Origin of the sequence: uncultured Methanobrevibacter sp., assembly GCF_902771435.1 — an archaeon.
Taxonomy (GTDB): domain Archaea; phylum Methanobacteriota; class Methanobacteria; order Methanobacteriales; family Methanobacteriaceae; genus Methanocatella.
This window is the reverse complement of sequence record NZ_CACXXB010000006.1, coordinates 34,227-54,069: the sequence shown is the minus strand read 5'-3', so window position 1 is coordinate 54,069 and position 19,843 is coordinate 34,227. Positions and strand designations below refer to the sequence as shown.

At 37.2% G+C, this 19,843-nt stretch carries 18 protein-coding genes; 3 read left to right on the top strand and 15 right to left on the bottom strand.

Features of this window, described 5'->3' with window-relative positions; translation table 11 throughout:
* Positions 1-30: 30 nt before the first annotated feature.
* From QZU83_RS02690 to QZU83_RS02640, 11 genes are all read right to left on the bottom strand, one after another.
* On the bottom strand, positions 31-2,265 hold the full coding sequence (locus QZU83_RS02690) for a hypothetical protein (RefSeq protein WP_295609438.1): 2,235 nt from the start codon (positions 2,263-2,265) through the stop codon (positions 31-33).
* 133 nt (positions 2,266-2,398) lie between these two features.
* Entirely contained in the window at positions 2,399-3,217 is an 819-nt protein-coding gene (locus QZU83_RS02685) for a DUF368 domain-containing protein (RefSeq protein ID WP_295609448.1), read from the bottom strand.
* A 110-nt stretch (positions 3,218-3,327) separates the two neighbouring features.
* On the bottom strand, positions 3,328-3,597 hold the full coding sequence (locus QZU83_RS02680; protein WP_295609436.1) for a hypothetical protein: 270 nt from the start codon (positions 3,595-3,597) through the stop codon (positions 3,328-3,330).
* Positions 3,598-3,724: 127 nt separating this feature from the next.
* Entirely contained in the window at positions 3,725-4,498 is a 774-nt protein-coding gene (locus tag QZU83_RS02675) for an MIP/aquaporin family protein (RefSeq protein WP_295609434.1), read from the bottom strand.
* 9 nt (positions 4,499-4,507) lie between these two features.
* Positions 4,508-6,007, bottom strand: a complete 1,500-nt coding sequence (locus QZU83_RS02670; RefSeq protein ID WP_295609432.1) for a DUF2193 domain-containing protein — start codon at positions 6,005-6,007, stop codon at positions 4,508-4,510.
* Between the two features lie 262 nt (positions 6,008-6,269).
* On the bottom strand, positions 6,270-9,158 hold the full coding sequence (gene uvrA / locus QZU83_RS02665) for an excinuclease ABC subunit UvrA (RefSeq protein WP_295609431.1): 2,889 nt from the start codon (positions 9,156-9,158) through the stop codon (positions 6,270-6,272).
* Between the two features lie 185 nt (positions 9,159-9,343).
* Positions 9,344-9,718: a DUF2283 domain-containing protein gene (locus QZU83_RS02660; RefSeq protein ID WP_295609429.1), complete on the bottom strand. Its 375-nt coding sequence runs from the start codon at positions 9,716-9,718 to the stop codon at positions 9,344-9,346.
* On the bottom strand, positions 9,705-10,040 hold the full coding sequence (locus QZU83_RS02655) for a hypothetical protein (RefSeq protein ID WP_295609428.1): 336 nt from the start codon (positions 10,038-10,040) through the stop codon (positions 9,705-9,707). Before QZU83_RS02655 ends, QZU83_RS02660 begins: the two co-directional genes overlap by 14 nt.
* An 85-nt stretch (positions 10,041-10,125) precedes the next feature.
* Complete coding sequence (gene uvrB / locus QZU83_RS02650; RefSeq protein ID WP_295609426.1) at positions 10,126-12,090, bottom strand: excinuclease ABC subunit UvrB; 1,965 nt, start codon at positions 12,088-12,090, stop codon at positions 10,126-10,128.
* Positions 12,091-12,096: 6 nt separating this feature from the next.
* Entirely contained in the window at positions 12,097-12,387 is a 291-nt protein-coding gene (locus QZU83_RS02645) for a hypothetical protein (protein WP_295609425.1), read from the bottom strand.
* A gap of 1 nt (position 12,388) precedes the next feature.
* Positions 12,389-13,303 carry a ribose-phosphate diphosphokinase gene (locus tag QZU83_RS02640; protein WP_295609423.1) on the bottom strand — a complete coding sequence of 305 codons (915 nt, stop codon included), beginning with the start codon at positions 13,301-13,303 and terminating at the stop codon, positions 12,389-12,391.
* A gap of 90 nt (positions 13,304-13,393) precedes the next feature.
* Here QZU83_RS02640 and QZU83_RS02635 point away from each other — a divergent pair, with 90 nt between their 5' ends.
* Positions 13,394-13,912 (top strand): hypothetical protein, encoded by a 519-nt coding sequence (locus tag QZU83_RS02635; protein ID WP_295609421.1) that lies wholly within the window; start codon positions 13,394-13,396, stop codon positions 13,910-13,912.
* 16 nt (positions 13,913-13,928) lie between these two features.
* On the opposite strand, the gene QZU83_RS02630 is transcribed toward QZU83_RS02635, so the two are convergent.
* Positions 13,929-14,297 (bottom strand): zinc ribbon domain-containing protein, encoded by a 369-nt coding sequence (locus QZU83_RS02630; protein ID WP_295609420.1) that lies wholly within the window; start codon positions 14,295-14,297, stop codon positions 13,929-13,931.
* Between the two features lie 30 nt (positions 14,298-14,327).
* Positions 14,328-14,837, bottom strand: a complete 510-nt coding sequence (locus tag QZU83_RS02625) for a GNAT family N-acetyltransferase (RefSeq protein WP_295609418.1) — start codon at positions 14,835-14,837, stop codon at positions 14,328-14,330.
* Positions 14,838-14,898: 61 nt separating this feature from the next.
* Here QZU83_RS02625 and QZU83_RS02620 point away from each other — a divergent pair, with 61 nt between their 5' ends.
* Positions 14,899-15,804: an ADP-ribosylglycohydrolase family protein gene (locus QZU83_RS02620; RefSeq protein WP_295609416.1), complete on the top strand. Its 906-nt coding sequence runs from the start codon at positions 14,899-14,901 to the stop codon at positions 15,802-15,804.
* Complete coding sequence (locus QZU83_RS02615; protein WP_295609415.1) at positions 15,794-16,276, top strand: hypothetical protein; 483 nt, start codon at positions 15,794-15,796, stop codon at positions 16,274-16,276. Before QZU83_RS02620 ends, QZU83_RS02615 begins: the two co-directional genes overlap by 11 nt.
* On the opposite strand, the gene QZU83_RS02610 is transcribed toward QZU83_RS02615, so the two are convergent.
* Both QZU83_RS02610 and lonB read right to left on the bottom strand, forming a co-directional pair.
* Positions 16,266-17,690 carry a Mur ligase family protein gene (locus QZU83_RS02610; protein ID WP_295609413.1) on the bottom strand — a complete coding sequence of 475 codons (1,425 nt, stop codon included), beginning with the start codon at positions 17,688-17,690 and terminating at the stop codon, positions 16,266-16,268. The two genes, QZU83_RS02615 and QZU83_RS02610, sit on opposite strands and share 11 nt — an antisense overlap.
* Before the next feature lie 100 nt (positions 17,691-17,790).
* The gene (gene lonB, locus QZU83_RS02605) at positions 17,791-19,671 is read right to left on the bottom strand and encodes an ATP-dependent protease LonB (RefSeq protein ID WP_295609446.1); all 1,881 of its coding nucleotides are present in this window, start codon (positions 19,669-19,671) and stop codon (positions 17,791-17,793) included.
* Positions 19,672-19,843 lie beyond the last annotated feature (172 nt).

The window sequence follows — 19,843 nt, the reverse complement described above, 5'->3', positions numbered from 1 at the left end:
AAGAAAAAAAGATGTAGATGTTAAAGACACCTACTTTAAGATTTTTGCAGTTCTTTTAACAGTATCCTTAAGGTAAGTCGCCTGGTAGGAAACTTTTTTTCCAGCCTTAAGCTTTTTGAGGACACTAGATTTGATGGTAACCTTTGCAATGCCTTTGGAATTGGTGTTTGACTTGTAGGTTTTGCCGTTGAATTTGAAGGTGATCTTTTTATTTTTCAGATATTTTCCGTTGACCTTTGCCAGACTTGCGGTTAACACCAGTTTTTTAGCTGATTTTTTCACGGTTGCTGATTTAAGAGCCACAATATGTTTTACAACAACATTATTTTTAACGCTAGCATTCCTATACTGGATTTTGATGGTGTGAGTACCGACTTTAAAGTTTTTATCGATTTTAACTGTAATGAATCCGTTCTTATCTGTTTTATAGGTTTTCATCTTATTGTCAATCAGTACAGTGACATTTTGGCCTTCAGTTTCAGGATTTCCATCGTCTCCAATAATCCTGACCTTATAATTGGCATTGCTTGCGTAATAAACTTTTAAATTCCTGTTGTTTTCAAATCGCTTCAGGATTTTCAGTGCTGTTGTGGAATTTCCGGCAATTGCAGATGAAACAGTGACATTATATGTTCCTGCATTCAGGTTTGCTTTAACACTTGCCAAACCATCATCATCTGTTATTGCATAATATTGATTTGACATTACAGTAAATGAAATCAATTTGTTTGAAATGCCGTTTCCATTCTCATCAATTAATTTTACCTGATAGTCATAATCGCTATTGTATCCCCTAACCATGTCATGTGCATCAATTGATGCTGATTTGACATGGACGTTTATCTTTGTTTTGTTGGAGGCATAATTATCATCACCGCTATATGTTATTTTAGCTGAATAATTGCCTGACTGCAATTTCGGAAGAATAATAATGCAGCTTCCGTTTGAAAGTGAGGAAACATACTCAATATCATCCAATTTAACTTTAACTGTTCCTGTCGCATTGCTTGGAAGTGTTACAGGAATTTCCGCATTTTCATCAATGGCAATGGAAATGTCACTTAAATTCAAGGAAACATCCTGTTTTTCTTTTGTTTCCCTGCTTTCATTTTCGAGGATTTCCGCTAAAATTCCATCCCTTACTGTGTTTTTGCAGAAATGCAAATAGGACATGTTGAAATAATTGGCAATTGTTCTTGTAATTACCAATCCCGGTACGAATGTGTTGATTCTTTCAGCATTGATATTCAGAATTGTTTGATAATTGTCTTTTGTCGGCTGGCTGAACATATCAAATAAATAATCCAGCATTGAAACAGGAATACTGTCTGCATCATCGTCAATGGATTCCATATATACCAGAACTTTCTTGATAGTCTTTACAGTTCCTCCAATACCGAATAAATCATATCTTTGAGTATCGTTAGTTACGGAAAGCTTTTTAAGCTCATTTAAAACCCTATTTTCTATTTCCTTCATCTCAGTGCCGTTCGGAAACATTTCACTGACACAATCTGCATAAATTGAGTTTGAACCTATCGGCATACTTTCGGAAGTTATTACTGTTTTATTGACAAAATCAATCACTTCACAACTTCCTCCACCCAAATCAATAACAATACCATTATCTGTTGTCAAATCAGTGTTTTTAACAGCATTGAAGCTTGTTCTTGCCTCTTTTTCACCACTCAACAAGTGAATATCCAATCCAACTTTCTTTTTAACGGCTGCAATAACTTCCTCACTATTATCTATCTTTCTTAAGCTGGCGGTTGCAAATGCATATTTGGTCTTGACCTTGAGCAAATCCATTACACCATTAAAGTCTTTCATAATGGATACAAATTCGTCAATCCCCTTTTCTGACAAAGTGTTGTTTTCGACATAAATTGCTGTTACTGACTTTTCAGATAAAGAAAAAACAGATTTGGGCTTTCCACTTTTCTTAATTTCATATATTCTCAATTCCATGGAATTTGAACCTATATCCACAATCCCATATAATGGAGATTCACTTTCCTTTGTAGAACCATCATCAGCCTGCAAAACAGCATTAGCTTCATTGTCAGATACATTCAAGATTTTTTCATCCGGATAATCTTCAAGCGGATTATCCTGCGAAACAGTTAATACATTATCATCATCCAAAGACAAATCATCGCTGACATCTGCAGTCAATGTTTCATTTAGCTCTCCTGCACTGACAGCTGCAATGGATGAGAAAATGACAATAATCATCACTAGATATATCAATTTAAATTTCATTTTTTCACCGGTTATAACAAAAAGTAATTTGTTAAATGATATATCTGTCAAGATAATTATAAATAATTTTACAGAAATGAACTTCTAATCAAAAATTTTAAAAAAATAGCTAATTGATTACATTATAGTTAAACTAATCAATGTAATCAAATCTGGTTTCCAGAATAATAATCAGTCCGAAACCGATAACTGCAACGATGAGGCACGGGAACAGACCTGCAAAATTCAAGCCGACTGAATTTGCAATTTGAAAACCTGGAACCCTTAAAGATCCAAGCATTACACCAATAAGAAATGCCATTGTTACCTTTTCATGATTTTTGAGCAAATAATTCAGGATTTTTGAAAATCCAAGTATTCCAATCAATGCACCAACCACAAAAACAATGATATCTACAAAATGAAGTTCATGAAGTACATCCAACATGTATTTGTACTGGCCCAGCAATAACAGCAGGAATGAACCTGAAATACCCGGCAAAATCATTGCACAAATGGCTATCATACCTGAAATAAATATTACCGGCAGTGAATGATTGGCCGCTATAGGATTCAGACTTACAAAGATATAAGTCAAAATTGCACCGATAACGGCAAATATTATGTTTTTCAAATTTATTTGGTTGAGTTTTTTAAATAAGATTACCGCTGAAGCTATGATCAAACCTAAAAAGAATGAATATGTAAGCGCAGTATGAGTATCCATACAGTAGGTTACGACTTTAGCCAGTGTCAAGAAAGCAACACCAATACCCAAAACCAGAGGTATGAAGAATTTGAAATCGATTTCATCAAAGAGCTCGTTTTTAAAACCCTTAATGTCACCTTTAAGAAGTGGCCTTACAAATCCGAATTTGATTTTACTTATTGCTTCAATTAAATGACCGTAAATTCCTGTAATCAATGCTATTGTTCCACCGGAAACTCCGGGAACAATATCTGCAGAACCCATCAGGACTCCGCGAATAAAAATTAAAATAGCTTCCTTAATATCAAAACTCAAATAATCACCTTATATTATAGTTAGTTCAATCTCAATTATATAAGTAATTATAAAAACAATTATTTTGATAAGGTTTCACTAACAAATTCGGGACTAACATCAGCAAGTCTTGCAATATCCTTGATGGAAAAACCTTCCTTATCCAAGTTTACAATAACATTTTGCTTGGATTTTTTAATTTCATCATCCTTAGCAACCAATTCCTCATCCTTAGCAACCAATTCCTTATCCTTAGCAAATAACTCATCATCTTTTGCCTGCAATTCCTTTTGGAATTCTACTTTTGCTTCATCTACTTTTCTTTGAGCATATTCTTCCACGATTTTCATGTTACCACCTACCAAATTTGAAATTGTTTTGTTCAATGATTCATCTTTAACAAATTTTAATGACAATAAACAATCAAAAAGTCAATGCGAAAAAAAAAAGAAAAAAGTAGAATAATTCAAAATAGAATTATTCGTCGTTGAATGGTTGTGGAAGTTCGCAAACTCCACTGCCTTTTGCTAGATATGCATATGCAAATGCTGCACAGATTGCACCAAGAATAGGTCCAACCAAGTATATTGGGAAGAATCCCCAGAGGTTTGCACCGCCAAGCAAGGTATCCAAGAGGTATGGTCCGAATGTACGTGCAGGGTTGATTGAAGCACCGGTGAATGCACCGAGAACTACGATTACTGCTGCAACGGTCATACCAATTGAAATTCCAGCAAAACCAGGTTCTGCCTTTTTATCAACTGCAACACCCATTACAACCATCATAAGGAAGAATGTTCCTAAAAACTCGGCAAACATTGCCTGAAGGTAACTTACGCCAAGACCAGGAGCTGTTGCACCTAATCCTCCGATTGTTACTGCAGGAGCTCCAAGGCAGAGGAACAGACAGAGACTTCCTAAACATGCACCAATAACCTGTGCAATAATATAGTAGACACTGTCGATTAAGTCAATGTTTTTGGTCACAAGCAGTCCAATTGTTACTGCAGGATTCAAGTGTGCACCTGATATCTTTCCGAATACATAAATACATATCATTACAGTCAGACCGAATGCCAAAGCTATGGCAATCCAGTCACCTAATCCGCCTAAAGGTCCAATAGCTGCAGCACCAGGAGTAACGGTATTGGAAATCAATAATGTTACAACTGCTGAACCAGTACCGAAAAATACTAGGAAAAATGTTCCTAAAAGTTCTGCAAAGAATTTTTTTCTTATATTACAAGTCATTTCTATCGCCTATACAGCTTCTCTCCATTGACAGTATTCATGTTTGTTATCCACAAGTGAAGCAGCAGCACAGTTTTTACAACCTCTGACTGGAGATCCTGGTGCTTCTTTGTTAAGTGCAATGATATTTGTCATCATAGTTGCTGTAATTGGCTCTGAAGTTAAAAGACATGGATAGTCTGCTAATCTCATAAGTGAAGAGAATCTTACTGTAATTGCACATGCAGGGTAAGTGTATCTTTGTGGATTCATTACAATTTCGCTTTCTAAAATAGGACTTAGGTCAACTGCAAATCCGTTGATTTTTGGCACAAGTTCTCCGCCAGTACCTGCTCTGAATTTACGAGCCCCACTGATTGCATTGAATCCTCTGTAAATCATGTCCATGAAGTCACAGTTGTGCAATTCTGCAGCTGCGCCTCTTGTTGGATATTGTTGTACGAAGTTGTGGAATCTTTTAGAGAATAGGTCTACAACCATAGGTGCGTTAAATCCATCCAATTCTAAAATAAATTCAGTTGCACATGCAGATGAACCAGTTGCTAATTTGAGGACATCAAATTCTGATTTATAATTGTCCAAGTTGGATGTTAATGTGTTTCCTATAACATCAGCGGTTGCCTGAACAATAGCTAAAGTCACATCATCCTTACACATGTTGTAAGTGGATTGGCCGATATGGTGTCCTATATCCCCTACACAGTATGCAGGTACGGTTACGATGTTACCGTAGTGGACTCCATCATCCATTGCGGCTTTGACTGCTGAAGTCATTGCCTTTTTATATTTGTTCATGTAATCTCTTACATCAAATGAAGAATGGTCAGCGTCATCCATTAATGTACCTTGTCCTTCAATAGGAGTTTTGTAAATCATTTGCAATGCTGCAATTTCCTTTTCAGTTGCTTCAGCTGCAGTCGCTCCTGCTTCAATAGCGTTTGCAAAAGCGTCACCAATACCATATGAGGTGTTCATACCCCATGATTTTGCAGATAAGATTGCCTGTTTGTGAGCTGCAGGAATGTCAGTTTTTTGCAATATTTGATTTACAACATTACTGGTACTTCCAGGCATTAATGCAAAGTCTACAACACATGTTGGTCCATAAAATCCACCATATCTTCTGATTGATTCTTTTGCAACAAGAGCTTCATTATCAGCAATAGCTTGAATAAATTTATCTAAACTGTCAGCAAAATCACCATCTTCCTCACATAAAATTTCTAAAACCGGAGGGGTTTGGAAATGTTCAATGAAAGGATCATCTTCACATTTCAATGTGTCTGTAATGGAAGATAAAATTTCAAAGTGGTTTTTTACAGATTCCTTGTGCAGGTTAATTACGGATTCTGCTTGGTTGTCTAGCGCTTTCATGCCAGCCACAGCGTCAGCATATGGCTTTGCATCAGTGATTTTAAAGTCATTATACCTGTTTTCAGATATAACTGCAACGTCTGCTTTTTGGGCAGCCATTGATTCATTTATCATTTTTTCATATAACTCTCTCATCATTATCACCGATAATAATTGTACTATTAATAGGCTTTAAACAAATATAAAAAGTTACCTATTATTAGTGTTGATTAAATGTTTATTAGTAAAATATATAAATTTATTGAAAAAGTTATAAAAAAATGACTTCATATAATATATTTTTTTTAAATTATAAATCAAATATTGAATAATATAATGAAAAAAATAATGAAAAATTAGTAAAACACGATAAAATTATTAAAAAAAATTGTTTAAAATAATAAAAATAGAAGATATTCTATTTTCCAATATCTTCTACCAATTCCTTTGCATACGGAGTTATGTTTTCATCAAGCATTCTCTCAAGGAATTCACCAGTATATGTTCCAGTTTCAGCAACCTCTTCAGGAGTTCCGGTAGCTATGACCTCACCTCCGCCGTCACCGCCATCAGGACCCAAATCGATGATGTGGTCGGCAGTTTTGATAACATCCAGGTTATGCTCAATGACAACTACTGAATTGCCTGCATCTGTCAATCTTGCAAGCACGTCAAGCAACCTTTTGATGTCTGCAAAGTGAAGACCTGTAGTCGGTTCGTCAAGAATGTACAAAGTCTTGCCTGTACTGGTTCTGGAAAGCTCTTTTGCAAGTTTAATCCTTTGAGCCTCACCACCGGAAAGTGTTGTTGCAGGCTGACCGATTTTCATATAGCCAAGGCCGACATCATACAATGTCTGGAGCTTTTTGGTGATTTTTGGAATGTGTTCAAAGAATTCCAATGCCTCTTCAACTGTCATTTCCAGGACCTCATAGATGTTTTTGCCCTTGTATCTAATATCCAAAGTCTCCTCGTTGTATCTCTTACCGCCGCAGACCTCACACGGGACAAACACATCCGCCAAAAAGTGCATTTCAATCTGCACAATACCATCACCCGAACAGGCTTCACATCTTCCGCCCTTAACGTTGAATGAGAATCTTCCAGGTTTATATCCTCTGGCTTTTGATTCAGGAGTGTTTGCAAACAGATCACGAATATCCGTAAATACTCCAGTGTATGTTGCAGGATTTGACCTTGGAGTCCTACCAATCGGTTTCTGGTCAATGGCAATAACCTTATCGATGTTTTCCAATCCTTCAATTTCATCGAATTTGCCTGCAAAAGTGAATTTCTTGGCCAGTTTTCCTTTAGCTCCCTTATAAAGAATTTCATTAATCAGACTGCTTTTTCCAGAGCCGCTCACTCCGGTTACACAGGTAAATTTGCCCAGTGGAATATCAACATCGATGTGCTTTAAGTTATTTTGGGCCGCACCCCTGATTGTTATGAACTTGCCGTTGCCTTCACGTCTTGATTTAGGAATGTCAATCTTTTTAACCCTTGAAATGTACTGGCCGGTAATGGAATCCGGATTGTTCATAATATCCAAAGGAGTTCCCTGAGCGACTACTTTACCACCGTGCTCACCGGCACCTGGACCTATGTCTACAACATAATCCGCTGAGAGAATTGTCTCTTCATCATGCTCAACAACAACCAATGTATTTCCCAAATCTTTAAGTCTTTTTAAAGCTTCAATTAGCTTCATATTGTCTCTTTGGTGAAGACCTATACTTGGCTCGTCCAAAATGTACAATACGCCAACAAGCCCGGAACCTATTTGAGTGGCCAATCTGATTCTTTGAGCCTCACCACCGGAAAGTGTACCTGATGATCTTGACATTGACAGGTAATCGAGTCCCACTTCAACCAAGAAGCTTAAACGTTCCTTAACCTCTTTTAAAACTTCTTTTGCAATGAAGTTTTCACGTTCTGTAAGTTCCAAATCCTGGAAAAACTGATATGAATCCTTTATTGCCAAATCACAAACGTCAATGATGGATTTTCCGCCGACAGTAACGGCCAATACTTCAGGCCTTAAACGCTTTCCGTCACAGACATGACATTTTCTGTCGCTCATGAATTTGGAGATGTATTTTCTGGAATAGTTTGATTTGGTTTCAAGGTATAATCTCTCCATTCTTGGAATGACCCCTTCAAATTTACGGTTGACCATGTAAGATTTATTTCTTCTCTTGAAAGTGAACGGTATCTTCTCATTGCAGCCATAAAGAATAGTGTTTTGATATTCTTCGTCCAGTTCGTTGAATGGAACGTCCATGCTGAAGTTGAAGTGCTTTGATACAGCTTCAAGCATCTGATAATAATAGTTTTCCCTTTTGGCGGATTTTGACCATGGCGCAATGGCTCCCTCATTCAGTGTCAGTGTGGCATCCGGAACTATCAAATCAGGGTCAATCTCCATTTTGGAACCTATACCGTTACATTCAGGACATGCGCCCTGAGGAGCATTGAATGAAAACATCCTTGGAGTCAGCTCCTCAAAGTTTATTCCACAGTCAACACAGGCAAAGTGTTCTGAATACTTTTTCTCATATTCCTCTTCACCATTGTCAAATAAAACGGTAATCAGACCTCCTGCAAATTCGGCTGCAGTTTCAAGGGAATCCACTAATCTTCTCTTAAAGTCCACATCTCGTCTTATTTTAAGCCTGTCAACAACAACATCAATGCTGTGACGATAGGTTTTAGGCAAATCTATGTCTTCCTCCAAATCCCTTATTTCACCGTCGACACGGACTCTGACAAAACCCTTGTTTCTCAGATCTTCCAGGACATCCTTGTGCTGACCTTTTTTATCCCTGACGACCGGAGAGAGGATTTGAATTTTTAATCCTTCACCTTCCTCGATGATTGAATCTCCAATTTGTCCAATGGTTTGCTGTGAAATCTCCTTTCCACAATTGGGACAGTGCGGAATACCAATTCTTGCATAAAGTAATCTCAAATAATCATAAATTTCTGTAATTGTACCTACAGTAGATCTTGGGTTTTCCCTTGTTGTTTTCTGGTCAATTGAAATGGCAGGAGATAGTCCCTCTATGGATTCCATCTCAGGTTTTTTCATCTGACCCAAAAACTGTCTTGCATAAGCTGAGAGTGATTCGACATATCTGCGCTGTCCTTCAGCATAGATTGTATCGAAAGCCAGTGAAGACTTACCAGACCCACTGATACCTGTAATTACAATGAATTCATCACGGGGGACACTGACATCGATATCCTGCAGATTGTGCTCACGTGCACCCTTGATGACAATTTGTTTTTTAGAATTTTCAGCCATAATAATCTCCTAAAATTAGTTATATAATATTAGAACAAACTAGCTTATAAAGTCTTTCAGAGAGCATTTGATAAGTATTTTTTAATTGCTTTTTATGCTTTAAAGTGCTTGTTCACTTTACTAAAATACAAAATTAACTTTTTTCTCTGTGGCATATTGCTTCTTCAAATTTTCCAAAATCAGAATTAACAATAACATATGACTTCCATTTCAGGCACATTAATTATATTTTTGGCAACAGTACTGAATGGTTGATCTATTTTCTCATTATCTATCAATAATTCCATAAGAAGGTTTAAAGATATGCTTGAATTGGTTATAGCAATTGTAATATTAATATTTTCTATATTGTTAAAACAATCTTTTTTAACAGAGAACAAATCACTGATGTCTAAAATTTCTAATGCCACAGGAATACCCTCCTCACTGAAATCCAATATTATACCATCTTCAAGCTCCAATGATTCCTGATATTTATAGTTCTCTGTAATTTTAATAAATATGCTGTCAACTTCAATGTCATACGAATATTTTAAATCAAATTTTTTAATTTGGCTCATGTTCGCGAAGCCTCCTTGAACTATTAGCTGTATAGATTGTTTTTAGAGTTATTTCTTGTCTATTAATTATCATAATAATCAAATATATATCTTTAGATTTTCGATAAGGATGCTCAAAAACAACTTTATACGTCCCAGTTTTTGTTTTACCAACTTGTACTGGTTTTTCATTTAATAATAAATCATAAATCATCCCAATATCTTCATTTCTAGTGATATTTGATTCGATGAAATGTCTTGACTCTTTTATTTGAGATTCATCCAAGTCCTTCAGAAACAACAACAATTCTTCTAATGTGTAATCAAAAATAACAACCACCACCAGAATTAATAATACTAATTATATTAAAAGTATTACAAATAAATTGTTGAAGTGCTATTATGCACAAAATCACAACTGTGAGAAACTATTTGTCAAATCCTTTTAAGGCATAAAGCTTGTTTCTTAAATCGGCAGCCCTTTCAAAGTCAAGTCTTGATGCTGCATCCTTCATGTCCCTTTCCAAATCCTTAATCAGCAATTGAAGCTCATCTTTAGGCATTTTACTGACATCAGTTCCAATGCCTCTGTATTTCTCATCTTCTTCAGCGAGTTTTTCTTTCAGGGTCCTTTGGGTTGATTTTGGTGTTATTCCGTGAACTTCATTGTATTTCATCTGGAGCTTGCGCCTTTTGAGTGTGGTTTCATAAGCGTTCTTGACAGAATCTGTCATGTCGTCAACATACATTATCACACGGCCGTTGACGTTTCTTGCAGCCCTACCGATTGTCTGTATGAGAGAGGTTTCATTTCTTAAAAATCCTTCCTTATCTGCATCGAGAATGGCGACTAAAGAGACTTCCGGCAAATCCAGACCTTCCCTTAAAAGGTTTACTCCAACGAGGACATCGAATTTACCCCTCCTCAAGTCATCCACAATATCGATTCTCTCCAGCGTGTCGATTTCAGAGTGCATATACCTTACTTTAACGCCTATTCTTGCATAATAATCAGTCAAATCCTCTGCCATTCTTTTTGTCAGTGTTGTAACCAGCACACGCTCATCCTTTTCGGCTGTTTTTCTAACTTCCTTGAGCAGATCTTCAACCTGACCTGTCACAGGCCTTATCAATACTTCAGGGTCCACAAGTCCTGTCGGCCTGATAATTTGTTCAACGACATTTCTTGATCTTGTAAGTTCATATTGTGCGGGTGTTGCAGATACATAAATTACCTGATTTACAGATGATTCAAACTCATCAAATCTCAAAGGACGGTTTTCCTTGGCTGAAGGCAGTCTGAAACCGTATTCAACCAGAGTTTCCTTACGTGCACGGTCCCCATTATACATTCCTCTTATTTGCGGAACGGTAACGTGTGATTCATCAATTATTGTTAAGAAATCATCGGGAAAGTATTTTAAAAGTGAGTATGGCTTGTCTCCCCAGTTACGGCCTGACAGGTGCATGGAGTAGTTTTCTACACCCGGACAGTATCCCATCTCATGAAGCATTTCAATATCAAAACGGGTACGCTGTTCCAGCCTTTGCGCTTCAAGGAGTTTACCCATCAGTTTAAGTTCCTCCAGCCTTTCATCCAATTCTTTTGAAATGTTGTCTATAGCCCTGTCCATCTTGTCCTGGCCGACGACGAAGTGCTTTGCAGGGAAAATCATGTATCTCTGAAGGGATTCCTGTTTTTTTCCGGTGACCTTATCGATTATGCTTATGGCATCTATTTCATCGCCGAACAGTTCTATTCTTATTGGAGGAGTTCCATGAACCGGATTGATTTCAATGACATCTCCCCTGACTCTGAACTGACCTCTGTCAAATTCAATGTCATTTCGCTCATACTGCATGAACACCAGTCGTCTGAGAATTTCAGATCTGTCATAAATATCCCCAACGGCAATTCCAAATGCAAATTCACCGTAATCCTCAGGAGATCCGATACCGTAAATGCAACTTACGCTACTTACAACAATGACATCATCCCTTGAAAGAAGAGACTGAGTTGCAGAATGCCTCATTGTGTCTATTTCCTCATTGATTGAAGCTTCCTTGTCGATGAATGTATCCGTTCGAGGCACATAGGCTTCAGGCTGGTAATAATCATAATAGCTGACAAAATACTCCACCGCATTGTCCGGGAAGAATTCCTTGAATTCCTCATATAACTGTGCAGCCAGAGTTTTGTTGTGTGAAATGACCAAAGTGGGCTTTTGGACTTTTTCAATGACATTTGCCATTGTAAAAGTCTTTCCCGAACCTGTTACTCCTAAAAGAGTCTGTTCCTTTATGCCGCTTTTTATGCCTTCGGCTAATGAGTTAATGGCTTTTGGTTGGTCACCCAATGGTTTGTAGGGTGACTTGAGTTTAAATTCTTTCATGATAATCTAGTTTGGAACTGTAATATTGAAGCTGATATGAGTGTAACTTGGAGAGCAGCATGGAGTGACCTTCTGGTCTCTAACGACCAAATCCCCATATCCTTTCAGCTCTTTTTCCAAATCTCTCATGACATTTGGAATGACCTCATAATTGTAAACCTTAAGAGAGCCCAAAAAAATGGTTTTTGCAGCCATATTCATTACTGAAATGGTTTCAACAACATCCATTTCAGAATATTTCTCCAAGATCTTATTGGAAATGTCAACCAATTCACGTTTTATCTGTTCCTTATCCATTCTAATCCCTCAAGGCATCAGCAATTGATTTTGCAAGTGATACACGTGAAGTGTCTGAAGAAAGACTGTTTGTTCCGATAATCTTATTGGCGCCTGCTTCATAGATTCTTGTAGCGCCGTTATTGGTTAAAATAGGATGTACGCAACATACGTCGATTGATGAAGCACCGTGCTGTTTTAAAATGTTTATTGCATTGACAATGGTTCCTCCGGTTGCAATAATATCATCAATGATGATTGCATGCATTCCTTTTACGGAATCAACATTAACAGTGTTTTCACTTTCGCTATCACATCTTACGTCCACAATTTTAGTTTCAACCTTATCAGGACCTAATCGGACTTTGGTCAGGTATGTGCAGTCACATCCTATGATTTCAGACATTTCCTGTGCAAATCCATATGCTCCTTTATCAGGTGCAATAATCAATGGCTTTTCATCGCTTTTCCTGAAGTATTTCTTGTCCAGATATTCTGCAATGGCAGGCATTGCTGAGACGTTTTTTGCAGGAATGTCAAAGAAGTTTAAAACACATGCCTCGTGAATGTTGAATGTTATGAATTCATCTGCACCTGCAGACTGTATCAAATCACAAACGATTTTTGCAGAAACGGTTTCACCTGGATTGAAACGTTTTTCCTGTCTTGCATATCCCATATATGGAACTACTGCCCTGACTTTTTTAGCACCCAAATCCTTGAGATTGGCTATTATAAATAATAATTCCATCAAATTTTCATCCTGAGGGTAACCGGTAGACTGAATGACTGTCACTTCATCATCAATGACACCGTCAATTCTCAAATACCTTTCACCATCTGGAAACTTTTTAGTTTCAACATAACGTAATTCTTCGCCAAGTTCACGTGCAACATGAGCTGCTAAATCTTGAGAAGCTGAACCACCAATAATCACAATATCACCAAAATATTTATGTTATCATATATGTTTTTGATAATTAAAAAAGTTAAGTATTTATACTTATAAGAGTTAATACAAATGATTATGAAAACCGGAAAAACAATATTGGGAATAATAGCGATAATTATTATTGCTTTTTTATTGTTTACAATGACAAGTCCAATATTAATTCTCGCTGAAGATACTGACGAAGGTGACCCTGGAGTAGACATGGCAGCTAAATTTAGTGTTTTGGGCGGTTTTGAATGGATTTATCCTGGAAATTCATATCATCCAAATGGAGATACCCTGCATAACATCCATCTGTTTTCACCTAACAATCCTTATGGAGCTGCAAAAGAAATTATGGAACACACTTACCATTTCACACCCCATCTAATCCTTAGTGTGAATCCTGAAGCTGCCGAATCCATTTTTGGAGCCGGTCTTGTTGACAACATTCGTGCCAATGACGCATACAACGGTTATGCCGGAAATGATCAGGTCAGCGGAACCATGGATAGGGGAGACGCAGTCAGTACAGCCATGAGCAAGGGTACATTCAATCCTTTAGCAGTTCCGATACAAATTTTAATGGGAAATGTTAGCTTCCATTTTGTCTAAATTTCCCCTTTTTTTCTTATTTATGCAACATCAGATAAAAAGAGAGACCAACACCAACCAGTGAGATTAAAAGCTGAATTATTCCATGTTTTTTGATTTGAGGATGCTTTGACTGGACCAGATAGAACGGCATGAAAAATCCGAAAAAAGTAAACATTGTAAAGCTTGAGGTTTTTGAAATCAGCCATACTATCACACCGCCCCAGGACAGGAATATGGTTACCAAATATGATATCAGCAGATTTCTTTTATTGACTCTTGGCTGTGCCCTATAGACATAAAACTGTTTGGGTTTCGCTCCTTCCACAAGAGGAGTACCGCATTTGGCACAGTAATCATAATAATCCTGATTTTCAAATCCACAGTTAGTACATTTTCTAGTCATTAGTTAAAATTAACATTTCTTAGTATATAATTATTTTTCAAGTTTCAATGCAACCTCTGTGAAAAATTCATGCAGATAATTTTCATTTGTCATTTCTGCATAATATTCAAAACCCAATTTTTCCAAAACCCTTTTTGAACGGACATTTTCAGTCCGGTATGATGCATATATCTGTGAAATTTCCAAATCTTCAAATGCATGGTCAATTATGGCTTTTGATGCTTCTGCAGCATATCCATTTCCCCAATGCTCCTCAGCTATCCAGTAACCCAGCTCAACTGCTCCTTCACCCCACCAGTGATTGGTATCCGGATGAAACAGCAAGCCAACACATCCTATTGGAACACCATCTTTCACAATAGCATAAGTTTCCTTTTTGGCAAAAACAGTTTTTATGATGTTCAAGCTATCTTCAACACTTTCATGTGGAGGCCATCCGGCTATCGGACCCACATTAGGATTTTTAGCGAAATGATATAAGCATTCAGCATCATCTTCACTCCATGGCCTTAATGTGAGATTTGCGGTTTTGAAAATCATGAAATTAAATTTGTTTTCAAAATATAAATTTTTAATTACTTCAAAAAATATATATTTAATTATGAAAGTTAAAGATGGGATTTGCGGTTTTGTAGTGGGCGATGCATTAGGAGTTCCTGTTGAATTCTATTCAAGAAATGAACTTGAAGCTGACCCCGTAGTCGATATGAGAGAATATGGAACTTACAACCAGCCGAAGGGCACCTGGTCTGACGATTCATCAATGACAATAGCCACCATGAGAAGCATTGTCAACATGAATGGGATAGATTACGACAACCTGATGGAGGAATTCTGCAACTGGGCTTTTAATCATGAATATTCACAGTACAGGGAAACCTTTGACATTGGAAATACTACAATAAGAGGCTTAAACAGATATAGGGACGGCACCGAACCATTGAAATCCGGAGGAACCTCAACTCATGACAACGGAAACGGGTCTTTAATGAGAATACTGCCCCTTGCATTCATTTCAGACATTGACTATGAAACCATTGAAAACGTTTCCAGCCTGACCCACGGCCATGACAGGTCAAAAATAGCCTGCGTATTATATGTTGAAATAGCAAAATCCATGTTAGCTAATGATTTGACAATTGACGAACACATAAGCAACGCCTGTGAAAAAATTAAACAACACTATGCAGATAATGAGGAGCTTGGCGAATTCAAAAGAATATTTGATGATGACTTTTCAGAGGGCATCATGAGCGGAGGATATGTCATTGACACCATCGAAACCGTTGTTTACTGTTTGAAGACCACCGAAAACTACAGGGATGCAGTTCTCAAGGCAGTGAATTTGGGTGGAGACACTGACACCAATGCGGCAATTTGCGGAGGACTTGCCGGAATCTATTACGGTTTTGATGCAATACCTGTAGATTGGATTGAATCAATTCCTCATCTTGATAAAGTGATTTCATTATGTGAAGAGTTCGAGGCATATTGTGATGAATCTTAGCGAAACTATTAAAAATATTAGGGCTTCCTGCAATAATTATGTAGACCCTGATTTGGTTGCTACGCTAATCCATGACAATTACTACATGGGCTCAAACAACATCAGCGAACTGGAACAATACAGCATTAACATCAACGATAGCTTCGAAGAAAAGATTTTGAAAATTCTAAAACATGAAAATGTCTTTTTAAACATAGGAATGTACGTGTTCATCCCAGTAATCAATGAATGCGACATCTACTCGACACAGGATTACAATTTAAAGCTGTCACCTGAAGAGTTTGAAAAATATGCAAATGAAAAGGAAAGAGTTTTCGGAATTTTAATAAAAAAAGATTCATCCGATTACATCATCGGAAGCTGTGATTTGTGCGGCTGCAGCATTGATGCTGCCTTTAAAGAGATTGAACCCTCAAATATGGAGTTCTATAAAAAATTAAAAGAGATAATAGATAGTAAAATTATCTATTAATCATTTTCTTTTTGATTTCTTCCCACATTGCCTGTTCCTCACCGCAACCGGTCATGATTACATATTTATAGTCGGAATTTCTTGCAAGCTCATTTAACTTTTCTATTCTGACACCCATCTCATCATAGCTTAACGGGTAAAACTCGGCGTCGGGATAATCCTCTTTTATGATATTGTAATATTCTTCAGCCTTTTCAATTGAATGTCTTCCCGGAACCACAATAATATGGTCCGGATTCATGCTTTTTATTACACTATAGTGATCATTAAAGATTTCTTCCTCTTTTTCATCAGGAGTGGTGTAGATGAATTCAAAAGGAGCATCTATGAACTGATTCATAAACATTGCATTGATTTTGAGTGCATCCCCATTGTCTCCCTGACCCAATCCTACGAATTTTCCTCCTATATCAACCACTTCAAATCTTCCAGGGGGAATGAATGACATGTCAAGATTGTTGAAAATGTCTTTGACTGTAGTTTCTATGTTTTCCACTTTTGGAGTGAATGTTGCATAGGCAGTGATTGAAGCCAAGGTATTGTAGATATTGTGGAAACCGAATGGAGGTACATTAAGTTTTAAATTAAATTTAACATTCTTTTTGGCAATATAATTATAAAGGTCACCTTCAATATCCAAAATCCATTTATCTGAACCGAATTCGACATTGACTAGTTTGACATTAGGCTCCGGGCGTTTAAATCCGCATTCACAGGCATAGATTCCTCTGTGATTCAGGTAAAAGTGAGAATAATCCAATTGTTTGCCGCATTTAGGACATTCAATAGTGCTTGCGCCAATATCCTCAATGGCATCGGTTTGGATTCCGTAATAGTTAACATTGACATCACCTGATTTGTCGATTCCAATGAACGCTGTTCTCGGATCATCACAGTTGGTCACTATAGCTCCTCGGGTCATGCCTTTTGAAAGCAGCCTTTTTGCTTCATAATAGGATTCGAAAGGATTTTTTACACCTGCAACCTGAGTGTGCTCCTGTGAAATTGTAGTATAGACAACACCTATCGGTTTGATTAATCTTTCAACAGTGTCCGGAATTCCCCAAGTCAGGTCACGAATTCCATATTCAAAAATACCCAAATCCCCTTTTTGAGATAAAAGTGCTGTTACAATAGAGTTTAGGATATTGTTTTCATAACTTTTTCTTATTTGAATATCCTTGGACATTAGTTTTATCAAAAGAGTGGTTGTAGTTGTCTTACCATTAGTTCCTGTGATTAAAACTGAACCGTACTTCAAATCGGAAGCCAATTTTGGAATAGCTTCCTGCCCGGCTATTTTTGTAAAGATGTGTCCGGGATATGTTCCTCCACTTCCGGGACCATATTTTGCAACTTTAGATGTTACCTTCCCAGATAATTTTGCCATATTAAATTTAAAAAAACTAACCATGATAAATATATTACAAATATATTATATATAAAAATTGTTATTATGCAAAATAGTTTAAAAAAAAGTGTTAAATCAAAAAATAAAGAAAAAATAATCCAAATTAATTTGTAGTTGGATTATTGATTGTGGTTTGCGGAACTTTTTCGGCTACTCTAGAACCTATGTTTTTCATTTTTTCTATGAGTTTGTCCTTTTTAGAACCGCTGATTAAAATATTTTCCAATACGTCGCTTAAGGTTTCGGTAGGAATGATTTCAATCATGTCTTCGTATTTTTTCTCAATCATAACGTCCTTCAAGTTAGACTTTGGAATCAATACTTTTTTCATTCCTGCTTCTGCGGCAGCTTCGATTTTGGCTGTTGCTCCACCGATAGGCATTACATCTCCACGAACATTGAGTGAACCTGTCAATGCTACTGTCTGGTCGATTGGAATTTCTTCAACAGCTGAAATGACTGCGGTAGCAATACTTACACTTGCAGAATCCCCTTCTACACCATCGTAGGTTTGGATGAACTGGACGTGAATGTCATAGTCTGAAATGTCCTTGTTAGTGTATTTTTTAATTAATGCACTTACGTTCTGTACGGATTCCTGAGCTATTTCACCCAATTTACCGGTAGCAATTATTTTACCACCGTTTTTGGACTGTGTAGGAGCTGCTTCTGCTGCAATAGGAGAAACAATTCCACTTCTATCACCGATAACTGCAAGACCGTTTACAAGACCTACTCTTCCACCTTCAGCAGATACCATACTGTAGTCTTTTCTTTGCATGATTGAACGGTCAGCTATTTGCTGTTCAAGTGTCCTTGCGAATTTTTTAGCTTCAACAACATGCTGTGCAGTAACCAGATTCGCGCCTTTTTCAATAGCTACGTCCCCTGCAGATCTTACAAGACCTCCAAGGTCTCTTAATCTTAAGGTTAAGGCATTCTGTTTTCCGGACCTTCTTTTCGCTTCCATAATGATTTCATCCAATGCATCCGGAGCAAAGTGAGGAATTCTTCCATCGTTTTTAACTTCCTGAGCTACAAACTGGACAAGTTTCTCTCTGTTTTCAGTAGTGTCATCCATATAATCCTTCATGAATACTTCATAACCGTATCCTCTGATTCTGGACCTCATTGCAATATGCATTCCTTCCAATACCTGAAGGTTTCCTGATGCTACAAGTACAAAGTCACACGGTACTGCCTGTGATCTTACCATTGCACCACTTGAGTTTTCACTTTGACCTGTGATTGCATATTGTTTTTCCTGCATTGCAGACAAGAGTTCCTGCTGAGTCTTCATGCTCATTGTACCGATCTCATCGATGTATAAAACTCCACGGTTTGCCTTGTGAATCATACCTGCTTCCACACGTTCATGTGCAGGAGTTCCTAATCCTCCTGACTGATATGGATCGTGACGAACATCTCCAAGCAATGCTCCTGCATGAGCGCCTGTCGCATCCATAAATGGTGCAAATCTTGATTCTTCATTGTTAACCAACAATTTTGGAGACATATTATTGGTTTTTGGCTTAATTTGTATTGAGATAAGTAAGATTAAAGCAGCTGCAATAATAGATTCAAGCAATCTTCCATACATGAATCCGATGACTAAAATTCCACCTATGGCAAACATTGTAATGATTGTCTTTCTCTCTTCATGACCTTTTGCAGACCCTTTAGTTGCTTTGACTATCTTTTTACCTTCACCTGCAGGAACTGTCCTTACCAAAGGATGGTTGTTGTCCTCCATGTTCGGATATACCAATACATCCTGAAGGGTTTCATGAGGCAGTATCTGTGCCATACCTTTTGCAAGCATTGATTTACCTACACCCGGGTCTCCAATGAGCAAAACATTTCTTCTTTGTTTTGCTGCTTTTTTAATTGTTTCTATGGACTCTTCATGCCCAATTACTTGGTCAATTAATAAAGGTGGTACATCAATATCCTGTGAGCTTTTAATGTTATCATAATCTAACATATGTTTTGGTTCATCAGATTCCACTTCAACCGGCTTTACTATTTCTTCGGCTGAAGCATCTTCTATTGGCTCTTCTTGTTCAAATTTCATAAATTGACCTCACTTCTTTGAATAAATTCATCATTAAAAAGTTAAGTTTCATATACTATTTAAATATTATTTAATATTTGGA